The sequence below is a fragment of the Streptomyces sp. NPDC088387 genome, from assembly GCF_044753385.1.
Lineage (GTDB): Bacteria > Actinomycetota > Actinomycetes > Streptomycetales > Streptomycetaceae > Streptomyces.
Genome location: NZ_JBIVNC010000014.1, coordinates 97,740 through 123,267 on the forward strand (window position 1 = coordinate 97,740; position 25,528 = coordinate 123,267).

21 protein-coding genes are annotated in these 25,528 nt (G+C 70.5%); 13 read left to right on the forward strand and 8 right to left on the reverse strand.

From position 1 onward, the window contains the following. Nucleotides 1–158 precede the first annotated feature (158 nt). The gene (locus ACIQAC_RS31385) at nucleotides 159–533 is read left to right on the forward strand and encodes an ArsR/SmtB family transcription factor (RefSeq protein ID WP_402196960.1); all 375 of its coding nucleotides are present in this window, start codon (nucleotides 159–161) and stop codon (nucleotides 531–533) included. Nucleotides 534–591: 58 nt separating this feature from the next. Then, nucleotides 592–2,571 carry a heavy metal translocating P-type ATPase gene (locus tag ACIQAC_RS31390; protein ID WP_402196962.1) on the forward strand — a complete coding sequence of 660 codons (1,980 nt, stop codon included), beginning with the start codon at nucleotides 592–594 and terminating at the stop codon, nucleotides 2,569–2,571. Here ACIQAC_RS31390 and ACIQAC_RS31395 read toward each other — a convergent pair. Together ACIQAC_RS31395 and ACIQAC_RS31400 are read right to left on the reverse strand one after the other, a co-directional pair. Then, nucleotides 2,541–3,116 (reverse strand): dihydrofolate reductase family protein, encoded by a 576-nt coding sequence (locus tag ACIQAC_RS31395; RefSeq protein WP_402196963.1) that lies wholly within the window; start codon nucleotides 3,114–3,116, stop codon nucleotides 2,541–2,543. The genes ACIQAC_RS31390 and ACIQAC_RS31395 overlap by 31 nt on opposite strands. 208 nt (nucleotides 3,117–3,324) lie before the next feature. Next, the gene (locus ACIQAC_RS31400; protein ID WP_402196965.1) at nucleotides 3,325–4,461 is read right to left on the reverse strand and encodes a PQQ-dependent sugar dehydrogenase; all 1,137 of its coding nucleotides are present in this window, start codon (nucleotides 4,459–4,461) and stop codon (nucleotides 3,325–3,327) included. A gap of 358 nt (nucleotides 4,462–4,819) precedes the next feature. On the opposite strand from ACIQAC_RS31400, the gene ACIQAC_RS31405 reads away from it, so the two are divergent. From ACIQAC_RS31405 to ACIQAC_RS31415, 3 genes are all read left to right on the forward strand, one after another. Then, nucleotides 4,820–5,668, forward strand: coding sequence for a PhzF family phenazine biosynthesis protein (locus ACIQAC_RS31405; RefSeq protein ID WP_402196967.1), 849 nt, complete (start codon nucleotides 4,820–4,822; stop codon nucleotides 5,666–5,668). Between the two features lie 221 nt (nucleotides 5,669–5,889). Next, a complete protein-coding gene (locus tag ACIQAC_RS31410; RefSeq protein WP_402196970.1) occupies nucleotides 5,890–7,077 on the forward strand; it encodes a trans-sulfuration enzyme family protein in 1,188 nt (395 codons plus the stop codon). A gap of 169 nt (nucleotides 7,078–7,246) precedes the next feature. Continuing rightward, the gene (locus tag ACIQAC_RS31415; RefSeq protein ID WP_402196972.1) at nucleotides 7,247–8,548 is read left to right on the forward strand and encodes an amidohydrolase family protein; all 1,302 of its coding nucleotides are present in this window, start codon (nucleotides 7,247–7,249) and stop codon (nucleotides 8,546–8,548) included. A 16-nt stretch (nucleotides 8,549–8,564) separates the two neighbouring features. Here the strand turns inward: ACIQAC_RS31415 and ACIQAC_RS31420 are convergent, their stop codons facing one another. Both ACIQAC_RS31420 and ACIQAC_RS31425 read right to left on the reverse strand, forming a co-directional pair. Beyond that, entirely contained in the window at nucleotides 8,565–8,999 is a 435-nt protein-coding gene (locus ACIQAC_RS31420; protein WP_402196973.1) for an Lrp/AsnC family transcriptional regulator, read from the reverse strand. A gap of 71 nt (nucleotides 9,000–9,070) precedes the next feature. Next, nucleotides 9,071–10,804: a xylosidase gene (locus ACIQAC_RS31425; protein WP_402196975.1), complete on the reverse strand. Its 1,734-nt coding sequence runs from the start codon at nucleotides 10,802–10,804 to the stop codon at nucleotides 9,071–9,073. A gap of 716 nt (nucleotides 10,805–11,520) precedes the next feature. Between ACIQAC_RS31425 and ACIQAC_RS31430 the strand changes: the two genes are divergently transcribed. The 3 genes from ACIQAC_RS31430 (at nucleotide 11,521) to ACIQAC_RS31440 (ending at nucleotide 13,209) form a co-directional block, all read left to right on the forward strand. Continuing rightward, nucleotides 11,521–11,760, forward strand: a complete 240-nt coding sequence (locus tag ACIQAC_RS31430) for a DUF5302 domain-containing protein (RefSeq protein ID WP_402196978.1) — start codon at nucleotides 11,521–11,523, stop codon at nucleotides 11,758–11,760. Nucleotides 11,761–11,883: 123 nt separating this feature from the next. Then, nucleotides 11,884–12,270 carry a BlaI/MecI/CopY family transcriptional regulator gene (locus ACIQAC_RS31435; protein WP_402196979.1) on the forward strand — a complete coding sequence of 129 codons (387 nt, stop codon included), beginning with the start codon at nucleotides 11,884–11,886 and terminating at the stop codon, nucleotides 12,268–12,270. 6 nt (nucleotides 12,271–12,276) lie between these two features. Beyond that, entirely contained in the window at nucleotides 12,277–13,209 is a 933-nt protein-coding gene (locus ACIQAC_RS31440; RefSeq protein WP_402196981.1) for a M56 family metallopeptidase, read from the forward strand. A gap of 65 nt (nucleotides 13,210–13,274) precedes the next feature. On the opposite strand, the gene ACIQAC_RS31445 is transcribed toward ACIQAC_RS31440, so the two are convergent. Then, nucleotides 13,275–14,234 (reverse strand): sporulation protein, encoded by a 960-nt coding sequence (locus ACIQAC_RS31445; RefSeq protein ID WP_402196983.1) that lies wholly within the window; start codon nucleotides 14,232–14,234, stop codon nucleotides 13,275–13,277. 219 nt (nucleotides 14,235–14,453) lie between these two features. Here ACIQAC_RS31445 and ACIQAC_RS31450 point away from each other — a divergent pair, with 219 nt between their 5' ends. The 3 genes from ACIQAC_RS31450 to ACIQAC_RS31460 all read left to right on the forward strand — a co-directional run bounded on the left by ACIQAC_RS31450 (nucleotide 14,454) and on the right by ACIQAC_RS31460 (nucleotide 17,226). After that, on the forward strand, nucleotides 14,454–15,788 hold the full coding sequence (locus ACIQAC_RS31450; RefSeq protein ID WP_402196985.1) for a hemolysin family protein: 1,335 nt from the start codon (nucleotides 14,454–14,456) through the stop codon (nucleotides 15,786–15,788). Then, nucleotides 15,785–16,807, forward strand: coding sequence for a hemolysin family protein (locus ACIQAC_RS31455; RefSeq protein WP_402196987.1), 1,023 nt, complete (start codon nucleotides 15,785–15,787; stop codon nucleotides 16,805–16,807). Before ACIQAC_RS31450 ends, ACIQAC_RS31455 begins: the two co-directional genes overlap by 4 nt. 257 nt (nucleotides 16,808–17,064) lie before the next feature. Continuing rightward, nucleotides 17,065–17,226: a CBS domain-containing protein gene (locus ACIQAC_RS31460; protein ID WP_402196989.1), complete on the forward strand. Its 162-nt coding sequence runs from the start codon at nucleotides 17,065–17,067 to the stop codon at nucleotides 17,224–17,226. Nucleotides 17,227–17,266: 40 nt separating this feature from the next. On the opposite strand, the gene ACIQAC_RS31465 is transcribed toward ACIQAC_RS31460, so the two are convergent. Both ACIQAC_RS31465 and ACIQAC_RS31470 read right to left on the reverse strand, forming a co-directional pair. Next, nucleotides 17,267–18,364 (reverse strand): threonine aldolase family protein, encoded by a 1,098-nt coding sequence (locus tag ACIQAC_RS31465; protein ID WP_402196991.1) that lies wholly within the window; start codon nucleotides 18,362–18,364, stop codon nucleotides 17,267–17,269. An 85-nt stretch (nucleotides 18,365–18,449) separates the two neighbouring features. Further along, nucleotides 18,450–18,995, reverse strand: a complete 546-nt coding sequence (locus tag ACIQAC_RS31470) for a helix-turn-helix domain-containing protein (protein ID WP_402196993.1) — start codon at nucleotides 18,993–18,995, stop codon at nucleotides 18,450–18,452. A 359-nt stretch (nucleotides 18,996–19,354) separates the two neighbouring features. Between ACIQAC_RS31470 and ACIQAC_RS31475 the strand changes: the two genes are divergently transcribed. Next, the gene (locus ACIQAC_RS31475; protein ID WP_402197134.1) at nucleotides 19,355–20,155 is read left to right on the forward strand and encodes an SAM-dependent methyltransferase; all 801 of its coding nucleotides are present in this window, start codon (nucleotides 19,355–19,357) and stop codon (nucleotides 20,153–20,155) included. Nucleotides 20,156–20,324: 169 nt separating this feature from the next. Here ACIQAC_RS31475 and ACIQAC_RS31480 read toward each other — a convergent pair whose 3' ends face one another. Then, nucleotides 20,325–21,674 (reverse strand): glycoside hydrolase family 18 protein, encoded by a 1,350-nt coding sequence (locus tag ACIQAC_RS31480; RefSeq protein ID WP_402196995.1) that lies wholly within the window; start codon nucleotides 21,672–21,674, stop codon nucleotides 20,325–20,327. Nucleotides 21,675–22,702: 1,028 nt separating this feature from the next. Here ACIQAC_RS31480 and ACIQAC_RS31485 point away from each other — a divergent pair. Next, complete coding sequence (locus ACIQAC_RS31485) at nucleotides 22,703–25,519, forward strand: AAA family ATPase (protein ID WP_402196997.1); 2,817 nt, start codon at nucleotides 22,703–22,705, stop codon at nucleotides 25,517–25,519. Nucleotides 25,520–25,528: the final 9 nt, after the last annotated feature.

The following is a 25,528-nucleotide window of genomic DNA, read 5'->3' on the forward strand; positions in this document are numbered from 1 at the left end:
CACACTTCCCGTCGGCGCCCGGACCGGGCATCGTCCCCGACTGCCGTCCTGCCCTGGTGCACCCGCACCAGCCACGCACGCGCCTGGTGCCCACGCACTACAGGCGGGACGGACGCATCACCTGGCGACGACATATCAATGACTGTTAGTGTATTGATATGACCGATGAGCGCGTGGACGCCTGTGACCTGCTCTGCCTGGATCTTCCGCATGCCGAGAGGATCCGCGGGCGCCTGCCGTCGCTCGGCTCGCTGGAGCCCGCCGCGTCGGCCGCCAAGGGGATGGCCGACCCGACACGGCTGAACGTGGCCGCGGCGCTGGCCGCCGGTGACGAGCTGTGCGTGTGCGACCTGGCATGGATCGTCGGGCAGGCGCAGAACCTCGTCTCCCACCACCTGCGCCAGCTGCGCAACGCGGGCCTGGCGACCTCCCGCAGGGACGGGCGACTGGTGATGTACGCGCTGACGGAGCGCGGCCGGGCGCTGCTCGGCGTACTCCTCGGTGACGACCTCGGTGTCGCCGTGGAGGTCTAGCGGGCGCGGGGAGATCCACCAGAGACAGCGAACGGCGGGGACAGGGGAGGAAATCTCGATGGGTGCGGAGTGCTGTGCTCCGGCCGAGGCGAGCGCCACGGCCGGAACGAAGGAACCGGGTCACGACCTCGAACGGCTGTGGCACATAAGCGAGTTGTGGTTCGCCGTAGCGGCGGCCGTGCTGCTGACGGGCGCGTGGTCGGCCGGCCGCGCCGGAGCCGAGATCCCTCGGACGGCACTGGAACTGGCCGCGGTCGCGGTCGGCACCGCCGCCTTCGTGCCCGCGACCGTCCGCAACCTGATCCGGCACCGGCACATCGGTGTCGGCACGCTCATGACCATCGCCGCCGTCGGTGCGGTCGCGCTCGGCCAGTACTTCGAAGCCGCCATGCTCGGTGTGCTCTTCTCCACCGCCGAGGGCCTTGAGCACTACGCCGTCGTACGCACCCGGCAGGGCCTGCGCGCGCTGCTCGGCCTGGTCCCCGACACCGCGTCCGTCCTCCGCGGCGGCCACGAGGTGCAGGTCGCGCCGGACGAACTGGCGATCGGTGACGTGATGCTGCTGCGCCCGGGGCAGCGCGCCGCCACGGACGGCGTGATCCGCTCAGGCCGCACCAGCCTCGACCTGTCCGCCATCACCGGAGAGTCGATGCCCGTCGAGGCGGCGGTCGGCGAACCGGTGTACGCGGGTGCCATCAACGGCGGCGGCGCGATCGAGGTCGAGGTCACCGCGCCGGCCAACGACAGCTCCCTGGCTCGGATCGTGCACATCGTCGAGGAGGCCCAGGAACGCAAGGGCACCGGGCAGCGCCTGGCCGACCGACTCGCCCGACCGCTCGTCCCCGGCATCCTGGTCCTCGCGGTGCTGATAGCCGGACTCGGCGCGATCCTGGGCGACCCGCTGCTGTGGCTGGAGCGCGCCCTGGTCGTGCTGGTGGCTGCCTCGCCCTGCGCCCTCGCCATCGCCGTGCCGCTCACCGTGGTCGCGGCCGTCGGCGCCGCGGGCCGCACCGGCGCTCTGGTCAAGGGCGGCCTGGCACTGGAACAACTGGGCACCGTACACACGGTGGCGCTCGACAAGACCGGCACCCTGACCCGGAACGAACCCCGTGTCGTCGCGGTCGTGACCACCAACGGAGCGACCGAGGCACAGGTGCTGCGATGCGCCGCGGCCCTGGAGGCCCGCAGCGAACATCCCCTGGCCGCCGCGATCACCACCGCCGCCGACCAGGTCCCGGAGGCCACGGATGTCACCGCGGTCGTCGGCCATGGACTTCGTGGTGATGTCGAAGGGACGCCGGTGCGGCTCGGCCGTCCCGGATTCATCGAACCCGCCGCGCTCGCGACGCTGGTGGTGCGGCTCCAGGACAAGGGTGCGACCGTCGTCCTCGTCGAACGCGACGGCACCCTGCTCGGCGCCATCGCGGTACGTGACGAACTGCGCCCGGAAGCCGCCGGGACCGTACGCGAACTGCACGACCTGGGTGTCAGGGTCACCATGCTCACCGGCGACAACGCCCGCACCGCCCACGCCCTCGCCGCCGCGGCGGGCATCGAGGACGTGCGCGCCGACCTGCGCCCCGAGGACAAGGCATCACTCATCACCGAGCTGCGCGCCCGGGGCGGCCGGGGCGGGGTGGCCATGGTCGGCGACGGCATCAACGACGCCCCCGCGCTGGCCACCGCCGACGTCGGCATCGCGATGGGCGCCATGGGCGCCGACGTGGCGATCGAGACCGCCGACGCCGCCCTGATGGGGGAGGACCTGCGTCACCTGCCTCAACTTCTGCGCCACGCCCGCCGCTCACGCGTCATCATGATTCAGAACATCGGCCTGTCCCTGGCCATCATCACGGCCCTGATCCCGCTGGCCGCCCTCGGTGTCCTGGGCCTCGCCACCGTGGTCTTCCTCCACGAAGTCGCCGAGGTCCTGGTCATAGCGAACGCGCTCCGCGCGGCCACCCGTCCGGCGGCTCGGCTCGAACCGGCCGGTGACCCCGGCGTGGCTCAGGCCGTGTTGTCGCGCGCGACGCGGTAGCGGAGGTACGCCACCCTTGAGTTGAAGGTGCGGGACTCGGCGAGTTCGAGATCCACCCGGCGCTTGTGCTGCGGGAAGTACGGGAGGCCACCGCCGAGCAGCACGGGGAAGACCCTGGCCCGGTACTCGTCGATCAGGTCCAACTCGGCCGCCTGGGCGGCGAGTTCCGCACCGCCGATCGCGATGGTGCCCTCGTCCGACTCGCCCCGCAGCCGCTCGATCTCCTCGGCCAGAGTGCCGGTGGCGAGGCGGGCGTTGCCCTCGACGGCCGAGAGTGTGGTGGAGAAGACGACCTTCGGGAGTGCCTTCCAGAGCTCGGCGAACTCGAGCGTGGAGAAGTCCAGCGCCGGGTTCTGTTCGGCGGTCTCCCAGTACAGCATGGTCTCGTACAGCCGTCGTCCCATGAGGTGGACGCCGGTCCCACGTACCTCGTCGGTGGCGAGGTTGAACACGTCCTCGTCGGGCACGCCCCAGTCGAAGGCGCCGTCGGGCCCGACCATGTATCCGTCGAGGGAGACGGTCATCGAGTAAGTCACGCTGCGCATCGGAAGTCCTCCTCAGTGACAGGTTCGACCCTACGACCGCCGGACGCCACCGGACTCATCGACGACTGCGAAATCCGGGGATTCCGTACGGCGGCCGGACCGCTTCCGTTCGCCCGGCACAAGCGCGCCCCGGACCGATGCGGGGTCCGGGGCGCGCGTGTGTCTCTGCCGGGTCAGCCGCCGGCGGTACTGTCCTGCTCGGTGGGTGTCACGCCGGGTCGATGCGGGAGATGGTGCCGTTGATGGCGAGCACGTACAGCTCGCCCTTGCCGCCCTGTGCGAAGGAGATGACCTCACCGCCGTTGACGCCGAGGTCGTTCGTGCCGGTCACCTTGCCGTTCCGCAACGACAGGGAGCGGATCGTGCCGTCGCAGTAGTCGCTGTAGACGTACTGGCCCTTGAGCGCCGGGATCGACTTGCCCCGGTAGACGAAGCCACCCGTCACCGAGCAGCCGAAGTTGGTGCGGTCGTACTCGAAGGCCGGCGGGACGTGGTTGGCGGGCTCGGTGCCACCGCGGAAGGTATGGGTGCCCTCCATCTGGCCCCAGCCGTAGTTCTCGCCACCCTTGCTGTTCGCGCGGGCCCAGTCGATCTCCTCCCAGTCGTTCTGGCCGACGTCACCGATGAAGATGTCACCCGTGCCGGAGTCGAAGGAGAACCGCCAGGGGTTGCGCAGCCCGTACGACCAGATCTCGTCCTTGGCGTTCGGGACGTTCACAAACGGGTTGTCCCGCGGAATCGCGTACGGTGTGCCGCCGCGCGGGTCGATCCGCAGCAGCTTGCCGAGCAGGGTGTCGAGGTTCTGGCCGTTGCCGTGCGGGTCGCCGCCCGAGCCGCCGTCGCCGAGCGCGATGTAGAGATAGCCGTCGGGCCCGAACTTGATGTCGCCGCCGTTGTGGTTCGCGTACGGCTGCGTCTGGGTGATGACGGTACGCCGGGTCTCGGGCCGGATCTTGCCGTTGCGTACGGCGAACTCGTCGACGGTGCTGGTGCCTTCGAGGTCCGTGTACGAGATGTAGAAGTGCGCCATCCTCTTGTCGAACGCGATGCCGAGGAGCCCGCGCTCACCGTCGGTGGTGGTCTCGTTGGTGATGTCGAGGACCGGCTGGCTGAGGCCTCGATCACTCAAGACCCGTACGGTGCCGGGGCGTTCGGCGATCCAGACGGTGCCGCCCGGTCCCGCGGTACCGGCGGTCGGGTTCTGGGCCGTGGCCACGTTCTTCAGCGTGATCTTCGCTGCCTGCCGTGGGGAGGCGGGCTCGTCGGCGGATGCCGTGGTCAGGGCGAGGGAAGCGAGGAGAGCGATGGTGCCTACGATCGCCGAGCTTCTGGTGCCAACTCTCACCGTGATCCTCCTTAGAGGCGGTCACTAGGAGGTCGCGCTGCTGCTCGGGCAGGTCCGGGGCGTCGCCCGCGCCGGCACGCGACCTGGGTGGGGGATGGTGCGCGACTGGCTGTGTATCGCCCATGAGGATACTGGGACACCGCCGTTTGGTATAGACCAACCGCTCATTCCCTCACCGCCGGTCCGGTGTCCATCCTCCTTGTGACGCAGGGTGGTTGGTCTTGAGAGGCGATGCCCGGATTCCGTGCCCGCGCACCGCGCTCGCCGTCCTGCCTACGATGGGCCCGCTGCCGCGCCGTGGTGCACCCGCGGGGCGGGGCGGGCAGACTCCGCCGCAGGTGACGTCGAAAGGGTCCCGATGACTGTTCCGCGCGACCGCTCCTTCGTGCAGGTCGATGTGTTCTCCACGCGCCCCTTCCAGGGGAACCCGGTCGCGGTCGTCATGGACGGGACCGACGTCACCGACGACGAGATGCAACGTGTGGCGCAGTGGACGAACCTCTCCGAGACCACGTTCGTACTGCCCGCGACCACGCCCGAGGCCGACTACCGGCTGCGCATCTTCACTCCGCAGGGCGAACTGCCGTTCGCCGGCCACCCCACCCTCGGTTCCGCGCGCGCCTGGCTCGCGTGCGGCGGCGTACCGCGCCACACCGACAGGGTCGTGCAGGAGTGCGGCGCGGGTCTGGTCACCGTGCGCCGGGGGACGGACATGCTGTCCTTCGCCGCCCCGCCGCGTATCCGCGAGGGCGCCCTGGACGACGCGTATCTGCACCGGATCATCAAGGCGTTCGGTATCCAGGCGGAGGATGTCCTGGCCCACCAGTGGGTCGACAACGGGCCCGGCTGGGCGGTCCTGCACCTGCCCACGGCGGACGACGTCCTCGCACTCGACCCGGATCTCTCGCTCATCCCCGAAGCCATGGTGGGCGCCATCGGGGCCTACCCGGAGGGCGCGGAGCACGACTTCGAGCTGCGTACGTTCGCCCCGGGCTGCGGAGTGCCCGAGGACCCGGCCTGCGGCAGCATGAACGCCTCCGTCGGGCAGTGGCTCACCGCCACCGGCGCCGCCCCGTCCGCCTACCGGGTCTCCCAGGGCACACGCGTCGGACGCGCCGCGACCATCGAGGTCAACGCGGAGGCTGACGGCACGGTCTGGGTCAGCGGCACCGCCACCGTTCTGGTCCGCGGCACCATCACCCTGTGACCTGACCTGACCTGACCTGACCTGACCCGGCCGTGTGCAGCACCTGAAGCCCAATCCGTCCCGTTGGCAGATTATTGCTCCACGACCCTGGCTACCACAATCCTGTAGCGCTCTGAGCGCGCAACTTGCTGCCAAAGTTGCGTCGCTTCGCTTCCGTCCGTCGTTGGATCGGTCACGCTTGAGGACGTCACCACCCACCGGCGCCAGCGAAGGGAGCCGCCATGACAGGAAAGAGCACGGTCGCCGTTCACGCCGACCGCGATGTCCATCCGAGCCACGCCGTGGCACCGCCGATCTACCAGACGGCGACGTTCTCGGCCGAGGACGCGGACACGTTCGCGAAGGCCGCTGTCGACCCGCGCGGCAAGGATTTCTACACCCGGTTCGGCAACCCCAACCACGCACAAGTCGCAGCCGTCGTGGCGGAGTTGGAGCACACCGAGGCGGCGATGGTCACCGCGTCCGGCATGGGCGCGCTCACCACCGCCGTACTCGCCCTGGTGTCGGCCGGTGACCATGTCATCGGGCAGAGGTCCACCTACGGCGGCACCGCGTCGATCCTGCTCAACCTGCTGCCACGCCTGGGTGTGTCGACGACGCTGGTGGACCAGACCGACCCCGCGGCCTTCGAGAAGGCGCTGACGCCGACGACCCGGCTGATCCTGCTGGAGTCACCGAGCAATCCGCTGCTCCGGATCACCGATCTGCGCGCCGTCGCCGACCTGGCCCGCGCGCACAACGTGCTGACCGTGGCGGACAACACCTTCGCCACCCCGCTCAACCAAAGGCCGACGGACTTCGGTGTCGACCTGGTCTGGCACAGCGCGACCAAGTACCTCAACGGCCATTCCGACGTGTCCGCAGGGGTGTTGGCGGGGCCGGCCGAACTGCTGGACCGGATCTGGGACGTCGGCCTGCTCACCGGCGCCGTACTCGGCCCGCTCGACGCGTGGCTGCTGCTGCGCGGCCTGCGCACCCTGCCGCTGCGCGTCCCGCGGCACAACATCAACGGCCTCGCCCTCGCGGAAGCGCTGGAGGCCCATCCGGCCGTGGCCGGGGTGCACTACCCCGGCCTCGCCACCCATCCGCAGCACAATCTGGCCACGCGGCAGATGAGCGGTTTCGGCGGAGTCCTCGGGATCGAGTTCACCGGCGGCTTCGAGGCGGCCGACACCTTCCTCGGCCGGCTGCGATACGCCCGCCGGGCGGCAAGCCTCGGCGGCGTCGAGTCGCTGGCAGTGCATCCGGCGTCCATGTGGCGCGGGATGCTCAACGACGAGGCGATGGCCGAGACAGGGGTTCCCCAGGGCCTGGTGCGATTGGCCGCCGGCGTGGAGGACACGGAGGACCTGGTCGCCGACGTACTCGCCGCGGCCGACACGCTGACCGGCGTGGCCGCGACCAACTGACCTGCGGTGCGCATGGCCGGACGCCCCGTCAGATACAGGGGACGCCGAGGCTCATTCGGCGCTCGCGCGCCAAGAACATCATGTGGGGACAGCGGAAATGATCTCGCACGACCTGAACCGTCCGAACGAAGAACACCGACCCGTACCCGCTCACGGAGGAGCCCACCCGATGAAGACCCTGCTCACCGGCGGCACCGTGGTCAGCATGGACCCGGCGGTCGGCGACCTCGAACGCGGTGACGTACTGATCCAGGACGGTGTGATCGTCGAGGTGGCCGCGCACATCGACGCGCCGGACGCCGAGGTGATCGACGCGACCGACCGGATCGTCATGCCGGGCTTCGTCGACAACCACCGCCACACCTGGCAGACCGCCTTCCGGGGCGTCGGCGCCGACTGGACGTTCCCCGAGTGGGCGGCGGCCATGCACGGCACGGTGAAACCCCACTACCGGCCCGAGGACGTGTACGTGGGCACCCTGCTCGGGCGGCTGGAGGCCCTGCACTCCGGTGTGACCACGATGCTGGACTGGTACCACGTCGCGCAGACCCCCGAGCACGAGGACGCCGCCGTCGCGGCGCTGCGGGACGCGCCCGGACGGTCGGTCTTCTGTCTCGGCGCGGGCTGGGGCACCCCCGACCCGGTCGACGCCGCCTTCCGTCGTGTCCACTCCGAGCTGTCCGGTGACGGCCTGGTCACCATGGCACTCGGGCTGCGCGGCGCGGACGACACCGGCATGGACATCCTCGCCGAGGAGCTGAAGCTGGCGGCCGAACTCGGCGTGCGCACCAGCCTGCACATCGTCTCCGACGGCACCCAGCGCCCGGTCGCCGACCTGCGCGAACACGGCCTGCTGCGGGACACCACCACGTTCGTGCACGCCAACGGCGTCAGCGACGAGGAACTGCGCATGCTCGCCGACGCCGGAAGCTCGGTGTCGATCAGCCCCGACGTCGAACTGAAGATGGGATTCGGCTGGCCCATGACCGGCCGGGCACTGGCTGCGGGGCTGCGCCCGACGCTGTCCGTCGACGACGTGCCGTCCGCCGGCGGCGACATGTTCTCCACGCTGCGTACGGCCTTCGCCGTGCAGCGCGGGCTGGACGGCGGACTGCGCTCGCGGGACCTGCTGGAGTTCACCACCATCGACGCCGCCCGGTCCTGTGGGCTGGACGCCCGGACCGGCAGCATCACACCCGGCAAGGACGCCGACCTGATCCTGCTGCGCGCCGACGACCTGACCGTCTTCCCGGTCACCGACCCGGCAGCCACCGTCGTCAGCGCGGGTCACCCGGGCCTGGTGGACACCGTTCTCGTCGCCGGACGCGTGGTGAAGCGCGACGGTGTGCTGGTGGACGTTGACCTGCCGGCCCTGAGGACGCGGCTGCTCGACTCACGCAACCGGGTCGCCGACGCCGCCGGAATCCCGCTCGACGGCACCTGGCACCCGCACGCCCCGACGGGGAAGTGACGGAACGTCAACTCGGCTAGGCCGGAAGCGTCTTCATCGTGACGTAGCTCGTGACCGTCGCCACGCCGGGCAGGCCGGCCAGCCGGTTGGCGTGGAAGTCCTCGTACGCCGGCAGATCGGCGACCTCGACCTGGAGCAGGTAGTCGAAGTTGCCGGTGATGTGGTGCGTGTGGACCACCTCCGCCAGCTTGGTGACCTCCCGCTCGAAGGCGACGACGTCCGCGCGGGTGTGCCGGAGCAGCCGGACGCCGGCGAACACCCGCAGGCTGCGGCCCAGGGCGGCAGGGTCGATCAGCGCCCGGTAGCCGCGGATCACACCGGCCTCCTCCAGCCGGTGCACCCGCCGCAGACACGGTGACGGCGACAGACCCACTCGCGCGGCGAGGTCGGCGTTGCTGATCCGGCCCTCCCTGTCGAGAACAGCGAGAATTGCCCGGTCCACCTCATCCATGGGCAGATTATTGCTCAGACGGACCAGGACGGACAATCGGATGCCGCGGTCCGGGGCCGCGACACGGACACTCACACAATGGTGACGGTGAACCGCTCCCAGTTGCCGATGCGTGACCGGTTGGCGACGAGGGAACCGTTCCCGCCGTTCTCCGCGGTCACGTACCTGCCGTTGACCTTGGCGAGCAGACTGACCGTACCGCCGGCGTTCACGACCAGCTGGAACACCTCGTACGAGCCGACCACCGCACGGTTGGCGATCAGCGGCTCGGCCCCCGCGTTCTCGGCGGTGACGTACTTGCCGTTGACGCGGGCCCGCAGCGCGATCGTGCCTCCGCCGCCGTCGAGCACGTCGAACTTCTCCCACCCGCCGACGGCCGTTCGGTTGGCGATCAGCGCCTTCGCCCCGGCGCGTTCCGCCGTCACGTACTTGTCGTTGGCCTTGGCGCGCAGAGTGATCGTCCTGCCTATGTACGAGGCCACGGTGGAGGCAGCCGCGGTGGTCGTCGGCGACGGGGCGGGCGTGGCGGCGGTGGAGACCTGCGGCCGGGTCGGCCGGGTCGCCGTGAGGGCGATCGTCCCCTTGAGCATCCTTCCGCCGTCGCCGGTCAGGCGCAGATAGTAGTCCGAGGAGCACGCGGTGCCGTCCTCGTCCAGCGCGAGCATGTCGGCGTCGGTGGGCACCCAGGACTGGGTCTCGGCGGTCTTCGCGATCTGGTTGCCCTCGTTGTACTCGTCGAACATCGAGACATAGATGCCCTGCACCCCGGCCCGGACCATGTTGTAGAACTGCCGCCACATGAAGTCGCCGTGCGCCCGCTGCCCGAGATGGAGACTGCCGGGCAGGACACAGGGCTGGTAGTCGATACCGTTCGCCGCGCAGTCCTCCATGTCGGGCACGGTCGCCACGTCGTAGAAGTGGTCGGCGTCACCGACGGAGCCGATCCGGCCCACCAGCCAGGGCGAGAGCATGTCGAAGGCGTGGTAGACGTCGATGAACCCGGCGCGCGAGTCCCGGTCACCTGTACGCCACCACGTCGGCACCCCGCCGATGACGTAACAGCCCTGATCCTGGAACCACTTGACGACGTCGAGACACGGGCCCGGCTCCCAGGTCCGCTTGCTGTCGTTGAAGCCGAAGCCCCAGATGCACACGACCGGCCTGCCGTTCTGCATCGCGTACGCCGAGGACGAGGTGTACGCCTTCATCCTTTCGGTCCAGTCCGTCTTGATCTCGGACTGCATGTTCGTCCAGCTGGTGACGTCGTACATGATGTAGAACTTCCGGCCGTACGCCTCCGCCGCCGTGCGCACCTTGGCGGTCATCGCGTCCCGGACCGGGCCCTCGTCGCCGGTGGGGTTGAAACGCTGGAGCGCGACGGTGTCGATGCCGTTCTGCTGCATCCACTGGAAGTGCGTGTTCACGGTCTGGTCGTCGTGGGACGAGAACAGGTCGGCGGTCCCGCCGTTGCCGAGGTTCGCGTACGCCGAACGGTACGTGTGGGTGTACTCGCGGGTGTCCGGCCAGGACACGATCGTGGTGTTGGACGGGGACGGCGGCTGGGCCTTGTCCTCGCTCCAGTGCCACCAGCCGTCGATGGGGGAGCCGTCACCGTCGGCGGCGAACCAACCCTGGTAGCCCACGCTGACCTTGCCGACGACATCACCGGCCACACTGGTCGCCGAACTCGCGGTGGCGGCGCGGGTGATGCCGAAGGCGGCGACCCCGGCTGCCGCGCTGCCGCCGACCGCCGTGGCGAGGACCTTGCGACGCGACCAGACCTGCTTGCGATGGGACACAGTCATGGTGGGAACTCCGTTGCGGGGAAGGCGGATGCGTGCGTTCGGCGGCCGGCGTTCGCCGCGGCCGCGGGGCAGCCGGAACGAGCGGCCGGACGGGTGTCGAGCGAGGCCGGGCGCGCCCGGGCCCATGGCCACGCGCCGTGCGATCGCCCCAGGCGCGGACGATCACCTCTGCCACCGGGAATTCAAGCCGCGCCGCCGAGCACGGGTCAAGGCGAGGGCGGTCGATGTGGGAAGCAGCTCTTTCGCCGATGTTTCTGTTACCGGCGGCGATGTCGCAGGTGGTGGCTCCGGGCACCACCGGACGCCGACCGCGCCGCCGTGCCCGAGAACTCGCTTGCCTTCACCACCGCGACCGTGACAACGTCCCCATGCAACTGTTCTCGCAGTCACGAAGCGGTGGTGGTCATGCTCATCGACGGCGTTCATCGGACCCTGCGGCCCCTCGGTGCCGCTCTCCTCACGATCGCCTCGGAGCACCCCCATGCCCACACAGCTCAGCACTCGTGCCGTCACCGGGTCCTGCGACGGCCGACGCGCCCCTGACTCCGTCACCTACGCCCACCCTCCGGGTGGCAACGCGGGCACGCCCGCGAGCCGGACCTCTCAGGGCGGTCCTTTTCCCCCGCGCGCAGCCGCACCACAGCTGTGACCCGCTTGGCGTGGCCGCCACCCGGGGGCCGCGCCGCACCGTACATTCGAAAGGGAAGGAGCCGACGATGACGGAAACACCAGCACCGAAGGACGAGAAGGCCGCCGAGGCCACGGATGCCCCGGAGGTCGCCGAGACCGCGGAGACCAACGACGACACCGAGGCCAAGCGCAAGTTCCAGGAGGCCTTGCAGCGCAAGGCCTCCGCCAGCAAGTCCCGTGAGGCCCACCAGGGCGGTCGCGGAAAGATCGGGGGCTTCAACGGCCCCCGGGGCCAGCAGCGAACCTTCCGCCGCAAGTCCGGCTGACCCCCGGAGCAGGCCCGGAAACCCCAGGGACCGTCACCGCACGGTGACGGTCCCTTTCGCGCGCCCGGATGTCCGTACGATGGGCCCCTTGTGGCATACGCGGCGGCGGAGAGGAGACAGGGCGTGACGGATCACCGGCGCCCCCGGCGACGGGGGCAGGGCGAGCTGGAGCTACAGGTCCTGTCGGCCCTGCGCGAGGCCGACGGTCCGGCGACGGCAGGCTGGGTGCAGGAGAGGCTCGGCAGCGACCTCGCCTACACCACGGTGATCACCATCCTCACCCGGCTGCTCGCCAAGGGAGCGGTCACCCGCGAGCGCACCGGCCGGTCCTTCGCCTGGACGCCCGCCTCGGACGAGGCGGGTCTGGCCGCCCGGAAGATGCGCAAGGTGCTGGACGGAGAGCAGGACCGCGAGGCGGTCCTCGCCAGCTTCGTGACCGCACTCGACGCCGACGACGAGCGCCTCCTGCGCGAACTGCTGCGTCAGCCGAAGGCCGAAGGGGAAAGCTGAAGCCTCATGGGGGTGTTCGTCTTCCTGCCGCTGGTGCTGCCGCTCACGGCCTGGCCGATCGCGCGGCTGGCCGAACACCGCCTGCACCCGCGCGTCGCGACCCGCCTGCTGACCTGCGTGGCCGCCGTGATGGCCCTGTGCAGCACCGTCTGTCTCGGACTGCTCATGGTGGTCGGCACCGCCCAGCTTCCCGGCAACCCGCTGCCCGACGGCTGGTCGGACCCGGAGGTGCGCGAGGCCGTCCCGTACGACGAGGTGGCCGGCAAGGCGGCCATCCCCGCGCTGATCGCCGTGGCCGTGGTGTGCGGCCGCACACTGTGGCGGCACACGCGGGTACGCCGCCGCGCCCACCGGGCCCTGGCCGGGCTGCCCGGCACGGAGGTCGCCGTACTCGCCGACGACGCGCCGTACGCGTACGCCCTGCCCGGTGGCGCCCGGGATCGCATCGTGGTGACCACGGCCCTGCTCGCCGGCCTCCAACCCGCCGAACGGCGCGCGCTGTTCGCCCACGAGCGGGCCCATCTCGCGGCCCGTCACCACAGGTTCCTGCTCGCCGTGCAGCTGGCGGCGCGCGCCAACCCCTTCCTGCGCCCGCTGCGCACGGCGGTGTCGTACACGACCGAGCGATGGGCGGACGAGGAGGCGGCCCGTGCCGTCGGTGACCGCCGCACGGTGGCACAGGCGATCGGCAGGGCGGCGCTCGTCTCCCGGGGCACGCCCGTCCCCGCACTGGCCGGCTTCGCCGCGCCGGGACCGGTGCCCCGCCGGGTCGCCGCGCTGCTGGGGCCCGCTCCGGCCACCCGCAGTTGGCCATCGGTGTTCACCGCCGTGGGCGTCGCCGCATGGACGGCCGCCGCGGGTACGGCCGTGTCCGCGCTGTCGTCCGCCAACGCCGCGGTGACGATGGCCCTCATCCTGCACGCGGCGACGCCGCTCTGACCCCGGACGGGCGCGGAGCGGCGTCGACCGCGCTCGGCAGCCGCAGAGCCTGAGGACGGCGGCGGCTACTCCTCCTCTTCGTCGCCCTCGAAGAAGTCGCCCACCTCGTCCACCACTTCGGCCGCGACCATGCCTCCGACGACCCCGACCGCGAGCCCCGCCGCGCCGGCCGCGACAGCCGTGCCCACGCCCGAGCGGTGGTGCCCGTCGTGCCCGTGGTGGCCCTCATGCCCGTACGACATCTGCGAGCCGTACGCCGTGCGGCGCTCGACCAGTTGCCGCATCCAGCCGTCGACCTCGGTGTTCCAGTCGCGCGATTCATGATGGCCGACGGTGAACCGGGAGACCGAGTCATGGCCCTCGGTGAAGAGTCCGCCGCGCTTGTCGGCCTCCAGGACCACCTCGACGCCGGCCGGCGAGGCGAGGAAGGTCAGCTCGATCTCGTTGACCTGGTGCGCGTACCGCGGGGCCGGGGTGAGCTCGATCTCCTGGAAGAAGGGCAGCTGCTGGCCCGTGCCACCGATACGGCCGTACTCCAGGTCGGCGGACCGGAACCCGAACCCGAGCTGCCCCAGGGCCTCCAGGATCGCCTCCTGCACGGGCAGCGGTCCCACGGTCAGCCGGTCGAGATCACCCTTGTCCTTCGCGCCGGCCACCGCCAGCTCGGTGCGCACCCCGAGCACAATGCCCAGGGGCTGGCCGTACAGCTCGCTGACCGGTGTCTCCCAGGGCAGGACGATTCGGAACGGCACCCCGCGCTCCTCGCCCGCCGCGAGCCCGAAGCCGCCGCCGACCACGAACCGGTCGAAGACGACGACCCCCTCGCTCTCCCCGCCGTCGAACTCGGCCTCGACCCTGGCCACCAGCTCCAGCGTGATGTGCTCGATGTCGAAGTCGGCGTCCCCGCCCCTGAGGCGGACCTCCCCCGACAGCTCCCCGCCCGGCCGGACCGACCCCGGGTCGAGAACCGTGTCCACCGTGGGCCCGCCCACACCGAGCGAACCGAGCAGCCGTTTGAACACCATCGCGGCGTCCACTCCTTTACGAGCGTCTGTGTACGTCCGTCACGTGCGGAACATCCGCAAGGGCCCGCACGTTCTCTACAAGCGAGTAGAAGCATAGAGTGGTGACCATCCACCCGACGTACCAAAAAGGAGCCAGAGTCCCGCAATGGGTGAGCCTCCCAGTACGGGCCGTGCCGAGCCCGGTCCAGGACACAGACGCCGGGGACCGGGGGTGGCGCGGTGACCGAGATCCTGCTGCTCCTCGTGGCCCTGCTGCTCACACTGGCCTGCGCCCTGTTCGTCGCCGCCGAGTTCTCCCTGACCACCGTCGAGCGCGGTGACCTGGAGCGGGCCGCGGCGGCCGGCGAGCGCGGCGCGCAGGGCGCGCTGCACGCCGTACGCCGGCTGACCGTCCAGCTGTCCGGCGCCCAGCTTGGCATCACCGTCACCTCCCTGGTGATCGGCATGCTCGCCGAACCGTCGCTCGCGGCGCTGCTGCGCGGACCGCTGAAGGCCATGGGCCTCGGCGGCGCGGCCTCCTCCGTCGCCACCGTGCTGGGCGTGGCCTTGTCGACCGTAGTGCTGATGGTGGTCGGCGAGCTGGTGCCCAAGAACTGGGCGATCTCCCGCCCGCTGGCCGTCGCCAAGGTGGTGGCCGGCCCTCAGCGCGGCTTCACCGCGGCCTTCGGCCCGTTCATCCGCCACCTGAACAACACAGCCAACCGGTTCGTACGCCGCTTCGGCCTGGAGCCCGCCGAGGAGCTGGCCTCCGCCCGCAGCCCCGAGGAACTGGTCGCGCTCGCCGAGCACTCCGCCGCCGAAGGCGCGCTGGAAGCGGACTCCGCCGAGCTGTTCGTGCGCACCCTGCACCTGAGTGAGCTGACCGCCGAGAACGTCATGACACCGCGCGTCGACGTCATCGCGCTCGAAGCACACGCCACGGCCGCGGACGCCGCGAACCTCACCCATGCCACCGGCCTGTCCCGCTTCCCCGTCTACCGCGACAGCCTCGACGAGGTCACCGGCACCGTCCACATCCGCGACGTACTCGCCCTGGCGCCGGAGCGGCGCGCCGTCACCCCGGTCACCGCCCTGGCCACCGAGCCCCTGCTGGTCCCCGACACCCTCACCGCCGACCGGCTCCTGGAGCGGCTGCGCGCCACCCGCACCATGGCCGTGATCATCGACGAGTACGGCGGCACGGCGGGCGTCGCCACGATGGAGGACATCGTCGAGGAGGTCGTCGGCGAGGTCCGCGACGAGCACGACCCCGTCGAGGTGCCCGACCTGGAGTCCGCACCCGCAACGGCGGACGGCCGCGCGGCGTGGGAGGCGGACGGCTCCGTCCGTATCGACCAGCTCGCCGCGATCGGGCTGACGGCACCGGACGGCCCGTACGAGACCGTGGCCGGCCTGGTCGCCACCCGCCTCGCCCGTATCCCCGTCAAGGGCGACGGACTGGACCTGGACAACGGCTGGCGGCTGGACATCCTCGACGTCGAGCACCACCGCGCCGACCGCGTCCGCATCACCGGACCGGCCCGCGTGCCGGCCCCGGCGGGGGAGTCCCGATGACCGTCCTGCAACTCGCCGTCGGCGCCCTGACCCTGCTCACCAACGCCTTCTTCGTCGGCGCCGAGTTCGCCCTCATCTCCGTACGCCGCAGCCAGATCGAGCCGCGCGCCAAGGAGGGCAACAAGCGGGCCCGGATGACGATGTGGGCCCTGGAACACCTCTCCGCGATGATGGCCACCGCCCAACTGGGCATCACCGTCTCTTCCCTGGTGCTGGGCGCCGTCGCCGAACCCGCCATCGCGCACCTGCTGGAACCCGGCTTCGAGGCGGCCCACATCCCGCACGGCCTCATCCACCCGGTCGCGTTCGTCATCGCGCTCACCGTGGCGACCTACCTGCACATGCTGATCGGCGAGATGGTCCCGAAGAACATCGCGCTCGCCGCTCCCGTCGGTACGGCCCTGCTGCTCGGCCCACCGCTGGCCGCCCTCACCCGCGCGCTGCGCCCGTTCGTGTTCGGCATCAACGCCTTCGCGAACATGCTGCTGAAGCTGCTCCGGGTGGAACCGAAGGACGAGGTGGAGTCCGTTTTCACCGACGACCAGCTGGCCCGGATGGTCGTCGACTCCAGCGCGGCCGGACTGCTCTCGCCCGCCGACGGCGAACGGCTGCGCGACGCCCTGGAACTGGGCACCCGCCCGGTCGGCGAGATCCTCGTCCCCGCACAGCAGATGCGCACCGTGGCCCACACCGTCACCCCGGCCGAACTCGAACGGACGGCCGCCGACGCGGGCTACTCCCGCTTCCCGGTCACCGGCCCGAACGACACCCTCCTGGGCTACCTGCACATCAAGGACACCCTCGGGATCACGGACCGTGACCGGCCCTTCCCGGGCGACACTCTGCACCCGGTCACCCGGGTCCGCATCGACACCCCGCTGGACGACACGCTCACCGCCCTGCGCGTGGACGGCAGCCACCTGGCCGCCGTCACCGGCGCGAGCGGCGCGGTCCTCGGCTTCGTGACCATGGAGGACGTCCTGTCCGAGCTGGTGGGCCCGGCACCCGCGACCGCCTGAGCACCGGCCGTGGCGTACGGCCGCCGGACGCGCCGTGACGCCACCCTCGGTCCCGTCCCCGCACGTCGACCCGTGGAGCACGCCCTTGTCCGCCAGACCGACGGACTCCACACAGCGCGTACGTCTCCGCGGACCGGCGATCTCGCACGAACTCGATCGGACGCCGACGCCGACGCCGTCATCGGCTTCCTGCACGCCCGCGACGCGTTGGTCGCCTGCGCTGTCACCGCGCGAGCGCCCGTGACCTTGCGCGTCCGGTGCCCGAGGTGTCGGCGGCCACCACCGTCGCCGACGCGATCGAGGTGCTGCGCCGCAACCGGGCCTCGTCGGCGGTCGTCGACGACGGCACCGGCCGGATCACCGGCATGGCGGGCCCGGACGACCTCCTCGCCCGCTGTCTGCAACCGCGGGGGGCTTGACCTTCGGCACGGTCCTGGGGGGTTTCCTGCGCGCTTCCCGTCAGCGGGCGTGGCGGCGGACCGACTCGATGAGCTGGTCGATGTCCTCCGGGGTGTGGGAGAAGGCGGTGACGAAGCGGACGATCCCGGGTTCCCAGCGGTCGTGGTAGAAGGCGTAGCCCTCGGCGAGGAGGCCTTCGGTGACGTGCTGGGGGAGCCGGCAGAAGAGGATGTTCGCCTGGGGCGTGGCGAGCAGGCCGGTGCCCGGGATGGCCTTGAGGCCGTCGCCGAGCCGGCCGGCCATCGCGTTGGCCCGGCGGGCGTTGTGCAGCCACAGGTCGTCGGTGAGATAGGCGTCGAGCTGGGCGGTCTGGAAGCGCATCTTGGAGGTGAGCTGACCGGCGCGCTTCGCGCGGAAGGCGAGTTCGCCGGCGAGTGCCGGGTCGAAGGAGACGATGGCGTCGGCGGTCATCGCGCCGTTCTTGGTGGCGCCGAACGACAGGATGTCGACGCCGGCCCGCCAGGTCATCTCGGCCGGAGTGGCGCCGAGGTGGTCCAGGGCGTTGGCGAAGCGGGCGCCGTCCATGTGGACGCGCAGCCCGGCGTCCTTGGCGATGGCGGACAGCCGGCGGATCTCCTCCAGGGTGTAGACACTGCCGCTCTCGGTGGCCTGGCTGATGCTCACCACGGACGGCTGCACGCTGTGCACGTCACCGGCCCGCCGCCGCACCGCCTCCCGGAGCGCCTCGGGGTCGATCCTGCTGTCCGGGCCGGGGACGCCGACGAGCTTGGCGCCGCTGGTGAAGAACTCGGGAGCGCCGCATTCGTCGTGGTTGATGTGGCTGTCGGGGTGGGAGAGGACGCTGCCCCAGGGCGGTGTGAGAGCGGCGAGGCTCAGGCCGTTGGCGGCGGACCCGGTGGAGACGGGGAAGACGTCGACGTCCCGCTCGAAGATCTCGCAGAGCCTGCGGCGGGCACTGTCCGTGTAGGGGTCGTTGCCGTAGGGCAGGACCTGGCCGGTCGCCGCGTCGGCGACTGCCTGGGCTATCCGCGGCGATGCCCCGGCCATGTTGTCGCTGATGAAGGCGCGGTGGGAGGGGATTACGGCTGGGGCTGGGGCTGGGGCTGGGGCTGGGGCTGGGGCGGGGGCCGGGTTCATGTGGGTGTTCCTAGGTCTGGGGGGAGGTTTCCCGTCCGAGGGGCTTCCCGAGCGGGGTAGGGCGGGGCCGGGCGGGGCGCTGGGCCTAGCTGCTGATCGGCGAGGCGAAGACGACCGTGATGTCCACTTCCTCGGCGCCGGTGCGGTAGAAGTGCGGGGCGTCGCCGGCGAAGGCGAGCATGTCGCCGGGGCCCAGGTCGTGCGGGGCGTCGACGGGGCCGGCGGTGACGTACCCGGTGGCGATCAGGAGGTGCTCGATCGTGCCGGTGGCGTGCGGGACACCGGCCAGCTCCGTCTCGGCCGGGATGCGCAGCCGCCAGATCTCCAGGCTGTTGCCGCTGCTGATGCGCCGTAGCAACTCTCTTGCGACCTCGCCCGGTTCGGCGGGTGTGGCGGGCCGGAAGACCGGTCCGGTGTCGGCGTCCCGGGCCAGCAGGTCGGCGATCGGGATCCGCAGGGTGATCGCGATCGCGTCGAGGGTGTCGATGGTCGGATTGCCGTTGCCGGCCTCCAGTTGGGACAGCGTGGCCTTGCTCAGACCTGCGCGCCGGGCCATCTCCGCGGCGCTCATGCCGCGTTGCTGCCGGCGCAGGCGGATCTTGGCGCCGACGGCGGCCGCGGTACTGCTCACGGGCTGCCGACCGGAGGGCGGGGGCGCGGGCGGCGGGGGCGGGGGCGGGGGCGGGGGTGTCATCAGAGGCTCCTCGGCCGGATCACCGAGGCCGCATACGTGGGTGTCCGGGCAGGGTGCGCTGTCCGGGTGGCCGAAACTGAGTAAACCATACGTTCACTATAACGAACGATTCCGGATTGGTGAACTGTCTGTTCGTTTTAATGAACGCCACCCCGGCTCGCCCGCCCTGTCGCGAACGCCGTGTTCGCCTGCTCCCGCACAGGAATTCGCCGTTCTGGACACCTGGCGCTAAGTTGCCTCTTGACCGCGCCCACCGGCCTGATCTGGAGGACACCCCCGTGAGCGAGAGCCCCGCCATGTCGAGTGAACTGCGCAGCAGAATCAAGACAGATCAGCCGCACACGGCCCGGATCTGGAACTACTGGCTCGGTGGCAAGGACAACTACGCGGTCGACCAGGCGGCCGGCGACCAGATCCGCACGCTGCACCCCGGGATCGGCGACTACGCCCTCGCCGACCGGCAGTTCCTCGGCCGCGCCGTACAGCACCTAGCGGGTGACCTGGGCATCCGCCAGTTCCTCGACATCGGCACCGGGCTGCCCACGGCCGACAACACGCACGAGGTCGCGCAGCGAGTGGCTCCGGAGTCCCGGATCGTCTACGTCGACAACGACCCGCTGGTGCTGGTGCACGCCCGCGCCCTGCTCTCCAGCACGCCGGAAGGCCGCACGGCCTACCTCGACGAGGACCTGCGCAACGTCGACGCGATCCTGGAGGAGGCGGCGAAGACCCTGGACTTCACGCAGCCCGTGGCGCTCATACTCCTCGGTGTCGTCATCTTCATCGAGGAGGACAAGGAGGCGTACGGCATCGTGCGCCGCCTCGTGGACGCGCTGCCCGCCGGGAGCCATCTCGTCCTGTCGCACACGATCACGCGCCCGGACATGCCGGACGTGGACGCCGCGGTCGCGTTCTGGAACGAGCACGGCACTCCGAAGCTGACCCAGCGCACTCCGGAGGCCGTCACCGAGTTCTTCGACGGCATGGAGCTGCTGGAGCCGGGTGTGGTCTCCTGCAACCGCTGGCGTCCCGAGAACGACAAGGACGCCGAGGCGGACGAGGTGGCCATGTTCGGCGGAGTGGCGCGCAAGGCCTGACCGCCCGCACCGTGGCCCGCACGGGCCGATCGCGCCGCACCGGGGCCGGAAGGCCTGAGTGTTCGGCGTCGTGGGCGCTCGCCGGGAAACGTCCCCGCCCGGCGGGTGGCAGCAGCGACACGGGCCCGGCACACATCGTGTGTGCCGGGCCCGGTCGTTCTGCGGATGATCAGCGGCGGCCGTTGAGGCCCTTGTCCACCGCCGCCGTCAGCTCGCCGTTGGCCGTGTCGCCGTCCAGTGACCAGAACATCGCGCCGCCGAGGCCCAGCTTGCGGATGTACGCCGACTTGGTCTTCAGGACCTGTGGGTCGTCGTACGTCCAGAGTGTGGTGCCGTCGAAGATCCAGGCGCTGCCGTTCCAGCGGTCCCGGTGCACGGTGTAAGTGCCCGACGCGGCCAGGCCCTTGAGGACCTTGTAGTCCTCGTAACCGTCCGCGTACGTGCCCTTCGCCGGGGCCGTGGCGGGCTGGTCGAGACCGTCGCCACCACCGCTCACCCCGGTCCAGCCCTGCCCGTAGAACGGCATGCCGACTACGAGCTTGCGCGGCTGGGCGCCCCGGCGCACCCAGTCCCGGACCGTCTGGTCCACGCTGAAGTCGCCCGGCGCGAACAGGGCCGACTGCTGGGCCGTCGTGGCCTGGCCCGACACGTGGTAGTCGTAGCCCTGGAGGTTCACGAAGTCGAAGTCCCGCATGATCCGCGGGATGTCGAACCCGGCGTCGATCGCACCCGGCGCGGCCGGCACGAACGCCGTCAGGTCGTAGTGCTTGGCCTTCTTGCCGCGCGGCGCCTGGCTCTTCGCGTACGCGTCGAGCTGGGTGCGGAACTCGTGCACCAGCGCGGTGAAGTTCTTCTTGTCCTCGGGCCGGTAGACCGTGTCCGTGTCACCCGGCGAGCCGGGCCACTCCCAGTCCAGGTCCACGCCGTCGAACAGCCCGGCGGCCGAGCCCTCGCCGCCGCGGGCGCCGTCGACCGGCAGGTTGCCCTTGATGTACAGGTCGATGCAGGACGCCACGAACTTCTTGCGCGACTCGGCCGTCAGGGCGGCGTCGGAGAAGTGGGTGGACCAGCTCCAACCGCCCAGCGAGATCAGCACCTTGAGGCCGGGGTGCTTCGCCTTCAGCTCGCGCAGCTGGTTGAAGTTGCCGGCGAGGGCCTGCGTGTCGGTGTCCGCCACACCGTCCACGGAGTTCTCGGCGTCGAGGGGGCGCGCGTAGTCGGCCCACGCGTCGGCCTCGCCCGGCACGTTGCCGGTGAAGCACTCGCCCGCGGCGTTCACGTTGCCGAAGGCGTAGTTGATGTGCGTCAGCTTGGCGGCCTGACCGCTCGTGTCCAGGTCCTTGACCTGGTAGTCGCGGCCGTACACGCCCCACTGCGTGAAGTAGCCCACGCGCTTGCCGTGCTTGGCGGTGGTGGTGCCCGACTCGGTGGCGCCGGCCGCCCCGGCGGCCGGCGCGAGGACGGCGATCAGGGACAGGGAGCAGGTGGCAACGGTCAGTCTTCCCAGGGTTCTTCGCATGGGTGGAAACGTATTGGTATGGACCATTGGGGTCAAGAGTTCAGCGGTTTTGCTGGAGGGGCGGTGCCTGCCTGGGGGCCCTCGCAGCCGTGTCGGCGGTCTCGCAAGTCCGCGTGTCGGCCGGTCGGCGCGAATTCGCCACCGCTGGGTCGACGTTGAAGCCGTCTCTGTCACGCGGAGCCGGTCGCGCCCCGGCGGCGAGCGCGTTCTCGTCGTGCCGTCGACGCGCGATGCGCGGTGACGGCGGAGGGGAGCGAGGGTGGTGGTCGGAACCGTTTCGGTGGCGTTCGCCGTGGTGGACGGGGCTGCGGAGCGTCATGTTCCGGAGGGAGGCACCCGGGTGTCGTCAAGCTCAATTCGGGTGACGTTCGGGCGCCTTGATCGGTTCCGTGTTTGAAGCGTCAAACTTTTGATTCGTATGTTTTCAGCCGTCCTTGTCAACTTGGGCCGGATCCCCGCGCTCTGGCTGGATCAGTGTTGTCGCTGTTGGTGCGGCCCGCCCCGGCCGTGGCCGGCGACCTGCCATGCGGACTGACAGGAGTAAAGTCGGCTCAATCAATTCGCTCGTAAAGTGTGTGTCATATTCAGTCCTTATGATGGTCAAGTCTTGCGGTGATGGCTGTTCTCCCATCCGACATCCGCGGCTTGGCACGCCATTGACGGATTGTCAGTCGGGTAGTCCGAGTGCCTGCCGCTAAAGAGCAGACAGATTGTTTTGCTGAGGGCCAGACGGTTGGGGGAACCGCTGATGTTCATGGAACTCTGGGCGAACGCGCCATGCCGCCGACCGGCCGTGAACGGCGTTTCGCCGGCCTTTGTCGCACCCCTCGCAGCAGTCCGGGGCCGTCACCGACCCCGCTCGTAGTCATGTCCTCCTCCCCCGGAACCCGGGGGAGTTGAGTCTCAAGGTGCGGAAGAGGCAACCGGGGTTGCTCCGACCTGGGCAGCCATGCCGATTATGTCACAGTTCATGGGGGTTTCTGTTGGTGTACCACGGGGGATTAGTACGGCCGGACTCCACACCATTGATGGAGCGACAACACCACATACAAGCTCTCGATGACGCATGTCGGGAATGTCAGAAGAGCAGCGGCGGCCTGATTCTTATAGAAGGCCGGTTCGGGACCGGTAAGACATCCCTGTTAAGAACGGTTCGTTCGCTGCCGGCCGCCGAGGGCTTCGGAGTTCTGCACGCGCGCGGGAACGAATCCGAGTCCGGGTTCCCCTACGGCATGGTCCGACAGCTCTTCGAGTACCTCTTGGCATCCGCAACTCCCGAAGAGCGCAACGCACTTGTGGCGGGACCCGCTGCCATGGCTGCACCACTCTTCGACTACGCGGACGGCGGAGTCCTCGGCGAAACCGATCCCGCACAGGAACAGACCCTGCTCCGGGGCCTGTTCTGGATGCTGGTCAATCTCTCCCAACGACGGCCCCTGCTCGTCCTGCTGGACGACCTGCACTGGGCCGACGAACAGTCACTGCGGTTTCTGCACTACGTGGAGAGCCGCCTCGAACACCACCCGATCCTGTGCGTCGCGGCCACCGCACCGGTGCACCACGGCAGCGACCCCGAAACCGCCCATGTCATCACCTCACCCAGCCTCCCCACCATCTGCCTCGACGAACTGAGCCGCGACGGCGTACGCGACCTGCTCACCGCGGCGTCGGGCCGCCATCCCGACCCCGACGTCGTGCGCACCTATCACGAGATCACCGGCGGAAACCCGTTCTTCCTCAGCGAGCTCCTCACGGAGACGCAGCACCACGGCGACGAGACACCCGACGTCGCCACCGCGGCCCGCGCCGCCCCACGCACCCTGGCCCGCGCCCTGCCCCGCTGGGTGGGCCTCGTCCCACCGCGCTACCGGGACAACGCCCACGTCCTCGCACGCAGCCTCGCCGTCCTGGGCTCCAGCGGCGACTTCGCCCAACTGGCCTCCGCCACTGACCTCCACCAGGACGAGGTCACCGACGCGGCCAGCGCCCTCATGGACATCGGTGTCCTCGCACAGGGCACACCCCTGCGGTTCCGGCACCCCATCGTGCGCAACGCCGTCTACGAACACCTGCCCAGCACCTTCCGCTACCGGGCCCACTCCAGCGCCGCCAAGGCCCTCGACCGGGACGGCGCACCGGCGGAACACGTCGCCGAACACCTCCTGCACGCCCCGCCCAGTGAGGACCGGCGCGCGGTCGACATCCTCGTCGCCGCCGGGGAGAAGGCCCTCGCCAACGGCAACGCGCACGTCGCGGTGTCCGTCCTGCGCCGCGCCATGCAGGAGAAGGTCCCCGACGAGATGCTCCCCGACCTGCTCATCCGGCTCGGCGAGGCCGAGCACCGGGCCCGCGACCCCCAGGCCGTCGACCATCTCACCCAGGCCCTGGAGGTGACCCAGGACCCGATCACCCGCGCCACCATCGCGTTCAGCCTCAGCGGCGCGCTCAGCATGGCCATGCGCTTCGGGGACGCCCTCGAAGTGCTCCGCAGCGTGCACGCCGACGTCGAGCCCCACGATCCCGAACTCGCCCTGCGCCTGCGCTCCGAACTCATCAAACTGGCGAGCCTGTCACCTGCCACCAAACCGGCCGCCGAACAGGATCTCGCCGCCCTCGCCTGCGCCGACGGCAACGACACCTCCACCACCCTGATCCGCGCCCAGCAGGCACAGGCCGCCCTCCTCAACGGCGAATCCGTCGAGAAGCTGGCCCGGCTCAGCGAGGACGCCCTGCTGCCCGGCACCCTCGTGGCCGGACCCGACGGAGGAGCACAGGCGTCCTGGATCGTCGCCTTCTGCCTCTTCTGCTGCGGCCGGCTCTCCCAGGCCGTGAGCATCCTCGACGAGGCGCTCCAGGAGGCGGAGGCCAAACACCTCCGCCTCGCCGCCGAGGACATCCGGGCGCTGCGCGCCATGGTGCATCTGCGCCGCGGAGCACTGGGCGAGGCCGAAGTGGACGCCCTGAGCGCGCTCAAGGGCGCCGACGGGGAATCCGTACCGGCCCTGGGCCGCCCGTTCGCCGCGCTCGCCCTCGTCGGTGTGCTCCTCCTGCGCAACCAGGTCGGCGCCGCGGCCGAGGCGTACGAGCGGTACGGAATGCCCACACACATCCCCCAGTTCTCCACCTACCTGCCCTTCATGGTCGCCCGAGGCCAACTCCGCATCGCACAGGGCGAGGTGGAGGCCGGCACCCGCGATCTGCTGCGCACGCACGAACTGCTCAACGAGTGGGGCGCCAAATGCCCGGCCCTCTCACCAGTGGTGTACGCGATGCACGCACTGTGCGACCTCGGCCGACTCGAGGAGGCACACGCCCTCGCCGAGGAACAGCTCAGCGCGGCCCGCGCGTTCGGCAGCGACCGCGAGATCGCACTCGTGCTGCGCGCCCGCGCCCGCGCGACGCGCGGCCCCATGCCCCTGGAAGACCTGGAACAGGCCGTGGAACTGCTGGCCGGTACACCCTTCACCGTCGACGAGTGCGGCGCCCTGATCCAGTACGGCACCGCCCTGCGCATCGCCGGCCAGCCCTCCGAAGCCCGCCGCCGGCTGCGCGCCGCCAGCGACCTCGCCGACGGCATGGGCGCGACGGCCCTCGGCAAGCAGGCCCGCCAGGAGCTGGCCGTCATGGGCGTCCGGGTACGGGAATCCGCCCGTACCGGCATCTCGGGACTCACCCCCAGGGAGCACCGGGTCTGTCTGCTCGCCGCCGAGGGCAAGAGGAACCAGGAGATCGCCCACATGCTCTTCGTCACCGTCAAGACGGTCGAATGGCATCTCAGTCAGGTCTACCGGAAACTCGGAGTCGCCTCCCGTGTCGAACTCCGGGACGCACTGACCCAGAACTGAAGACGCCAC

Excerpts from the sequence above, each read along its gene's own strand:
- ACIQAC_RS31385 (WP_402196960.1), top strand. The coding sequence starts at position 159 with ATGACCGATGAGCGCGTGGACGCCTGTGACCTGCTCTGCCTGGATCTT.
- ACIQAC_RS31390 (WP_402196962.1), top strand. The coding sequence starts at position 592 with ATGGGTGCGGAGTGCTGTGCTCCGGCCGAGGCGAGCGCCACGGCCGGA.
- ACIQAC_RS31395 (WP_402196963.1), bottom strand. The coding sequence starts at position 3,116 with ATGCGCAGCGTGACTTACTCGATGACCGTCTCCCTCGACGGATACATG.
- ACIQAC_RS31405 (WP_402196967.1), top strand. The coding sequence starts at position 4,820 with ATGACTGTTCCGCGCGACCGCTCCTTCGTGCAGGTCGATGTGTTCTCC.
- ACIQAC_RS31410 (WP_402196970.1), top strand. The coding sequence starts at position 5,890 with ATGACAGGAAAGAGCACGGTCGCCGTTCACGCCGACCGCGATGTCCAT.
- ACIQAC_RS31415 (WP_402196972.1), top strand. The coding sequence starts at position 7,247 with ATGAAGACCCTGCTCACCGGCGGCACCGTGGTCAGCATGGACCCGGCG.
- ACIQAC_RS31420 (WP_402196973.1), bottom strand. The coding sequence starts at position 8,999 with ATGGATGAGGTGGACCGGGCAATTCTCGCTGTTCTCGACAGGGAGGGC.
- ACIQAC_RS31425 (WP_402196975.1), bottom strand. The coding sequence starts at position 10,804 with ATGACTGTGTCCCATCGCAAGCAGGTCTGGTCGCGTCGCAAGGTCCTC.
- ACIQAC_RS31430 (WP_402196978.1), top strand. The coding sequence starts at position 11,521 with ATGACGGAAACACCAGCACCGAAGGACGAGAAGGCCGCCGAGGCCACG.
- ACIQAC_RS31440 (WP_402196981.1), top strand. The coding sequence starts at position 12,277 with ATGGGGGTGTTCGTCTTCCTGCCGCTGGTGCTGCCGCTCACGGCCTGG.
- ACIQAC_RS31445 (WP_402196983.1), bottom strand. The coding sequence starts at position 14,234 with ATGGTGTTCAAACGGCTGCTCGGTTCGCTCGGTGTGGGCGGGCCCACG.
- ACIQAC_RS31455 (WP_402196987.1), top strand. The coding sequence starts at position 15,785 with ATGACCGTCCTGCAACTCGCCGTCGGCGCCCTGACCCTGCTCACCAAC.
- ACIQAC_RS31465 (WP_402196991.1), bottom strand. The coding sequence starts at position 18,364 with ATGAACCCGGCCCCCGCCCCAGCCCCAGCCCCAGCCCCAGCCCCAGCC.
- ACIQAC_RS31475 (WP_402197134.1), top strand. The coding sequence starts at position 19,355 with ATGTCGAGTGAACTGCGCAGCAGAATCAAGACAGATCAGCCGCACACG.
- ACIQAC_RS31480 (WP_402196995.1), bottom strand. The coding sequence starts at position 21,674 with ATGCGAAGAACCCTGGGAAGACTGACCGTTGCCACCTGCTCCCTGTCC.
- ACIQAC_RS31485 (WP_402196997.1), top strand. The coding sequence starts at position 22,703 with ATGGAGCGACAACACCACATACAAGCTCTCGATGACGCATGTCGGGAA.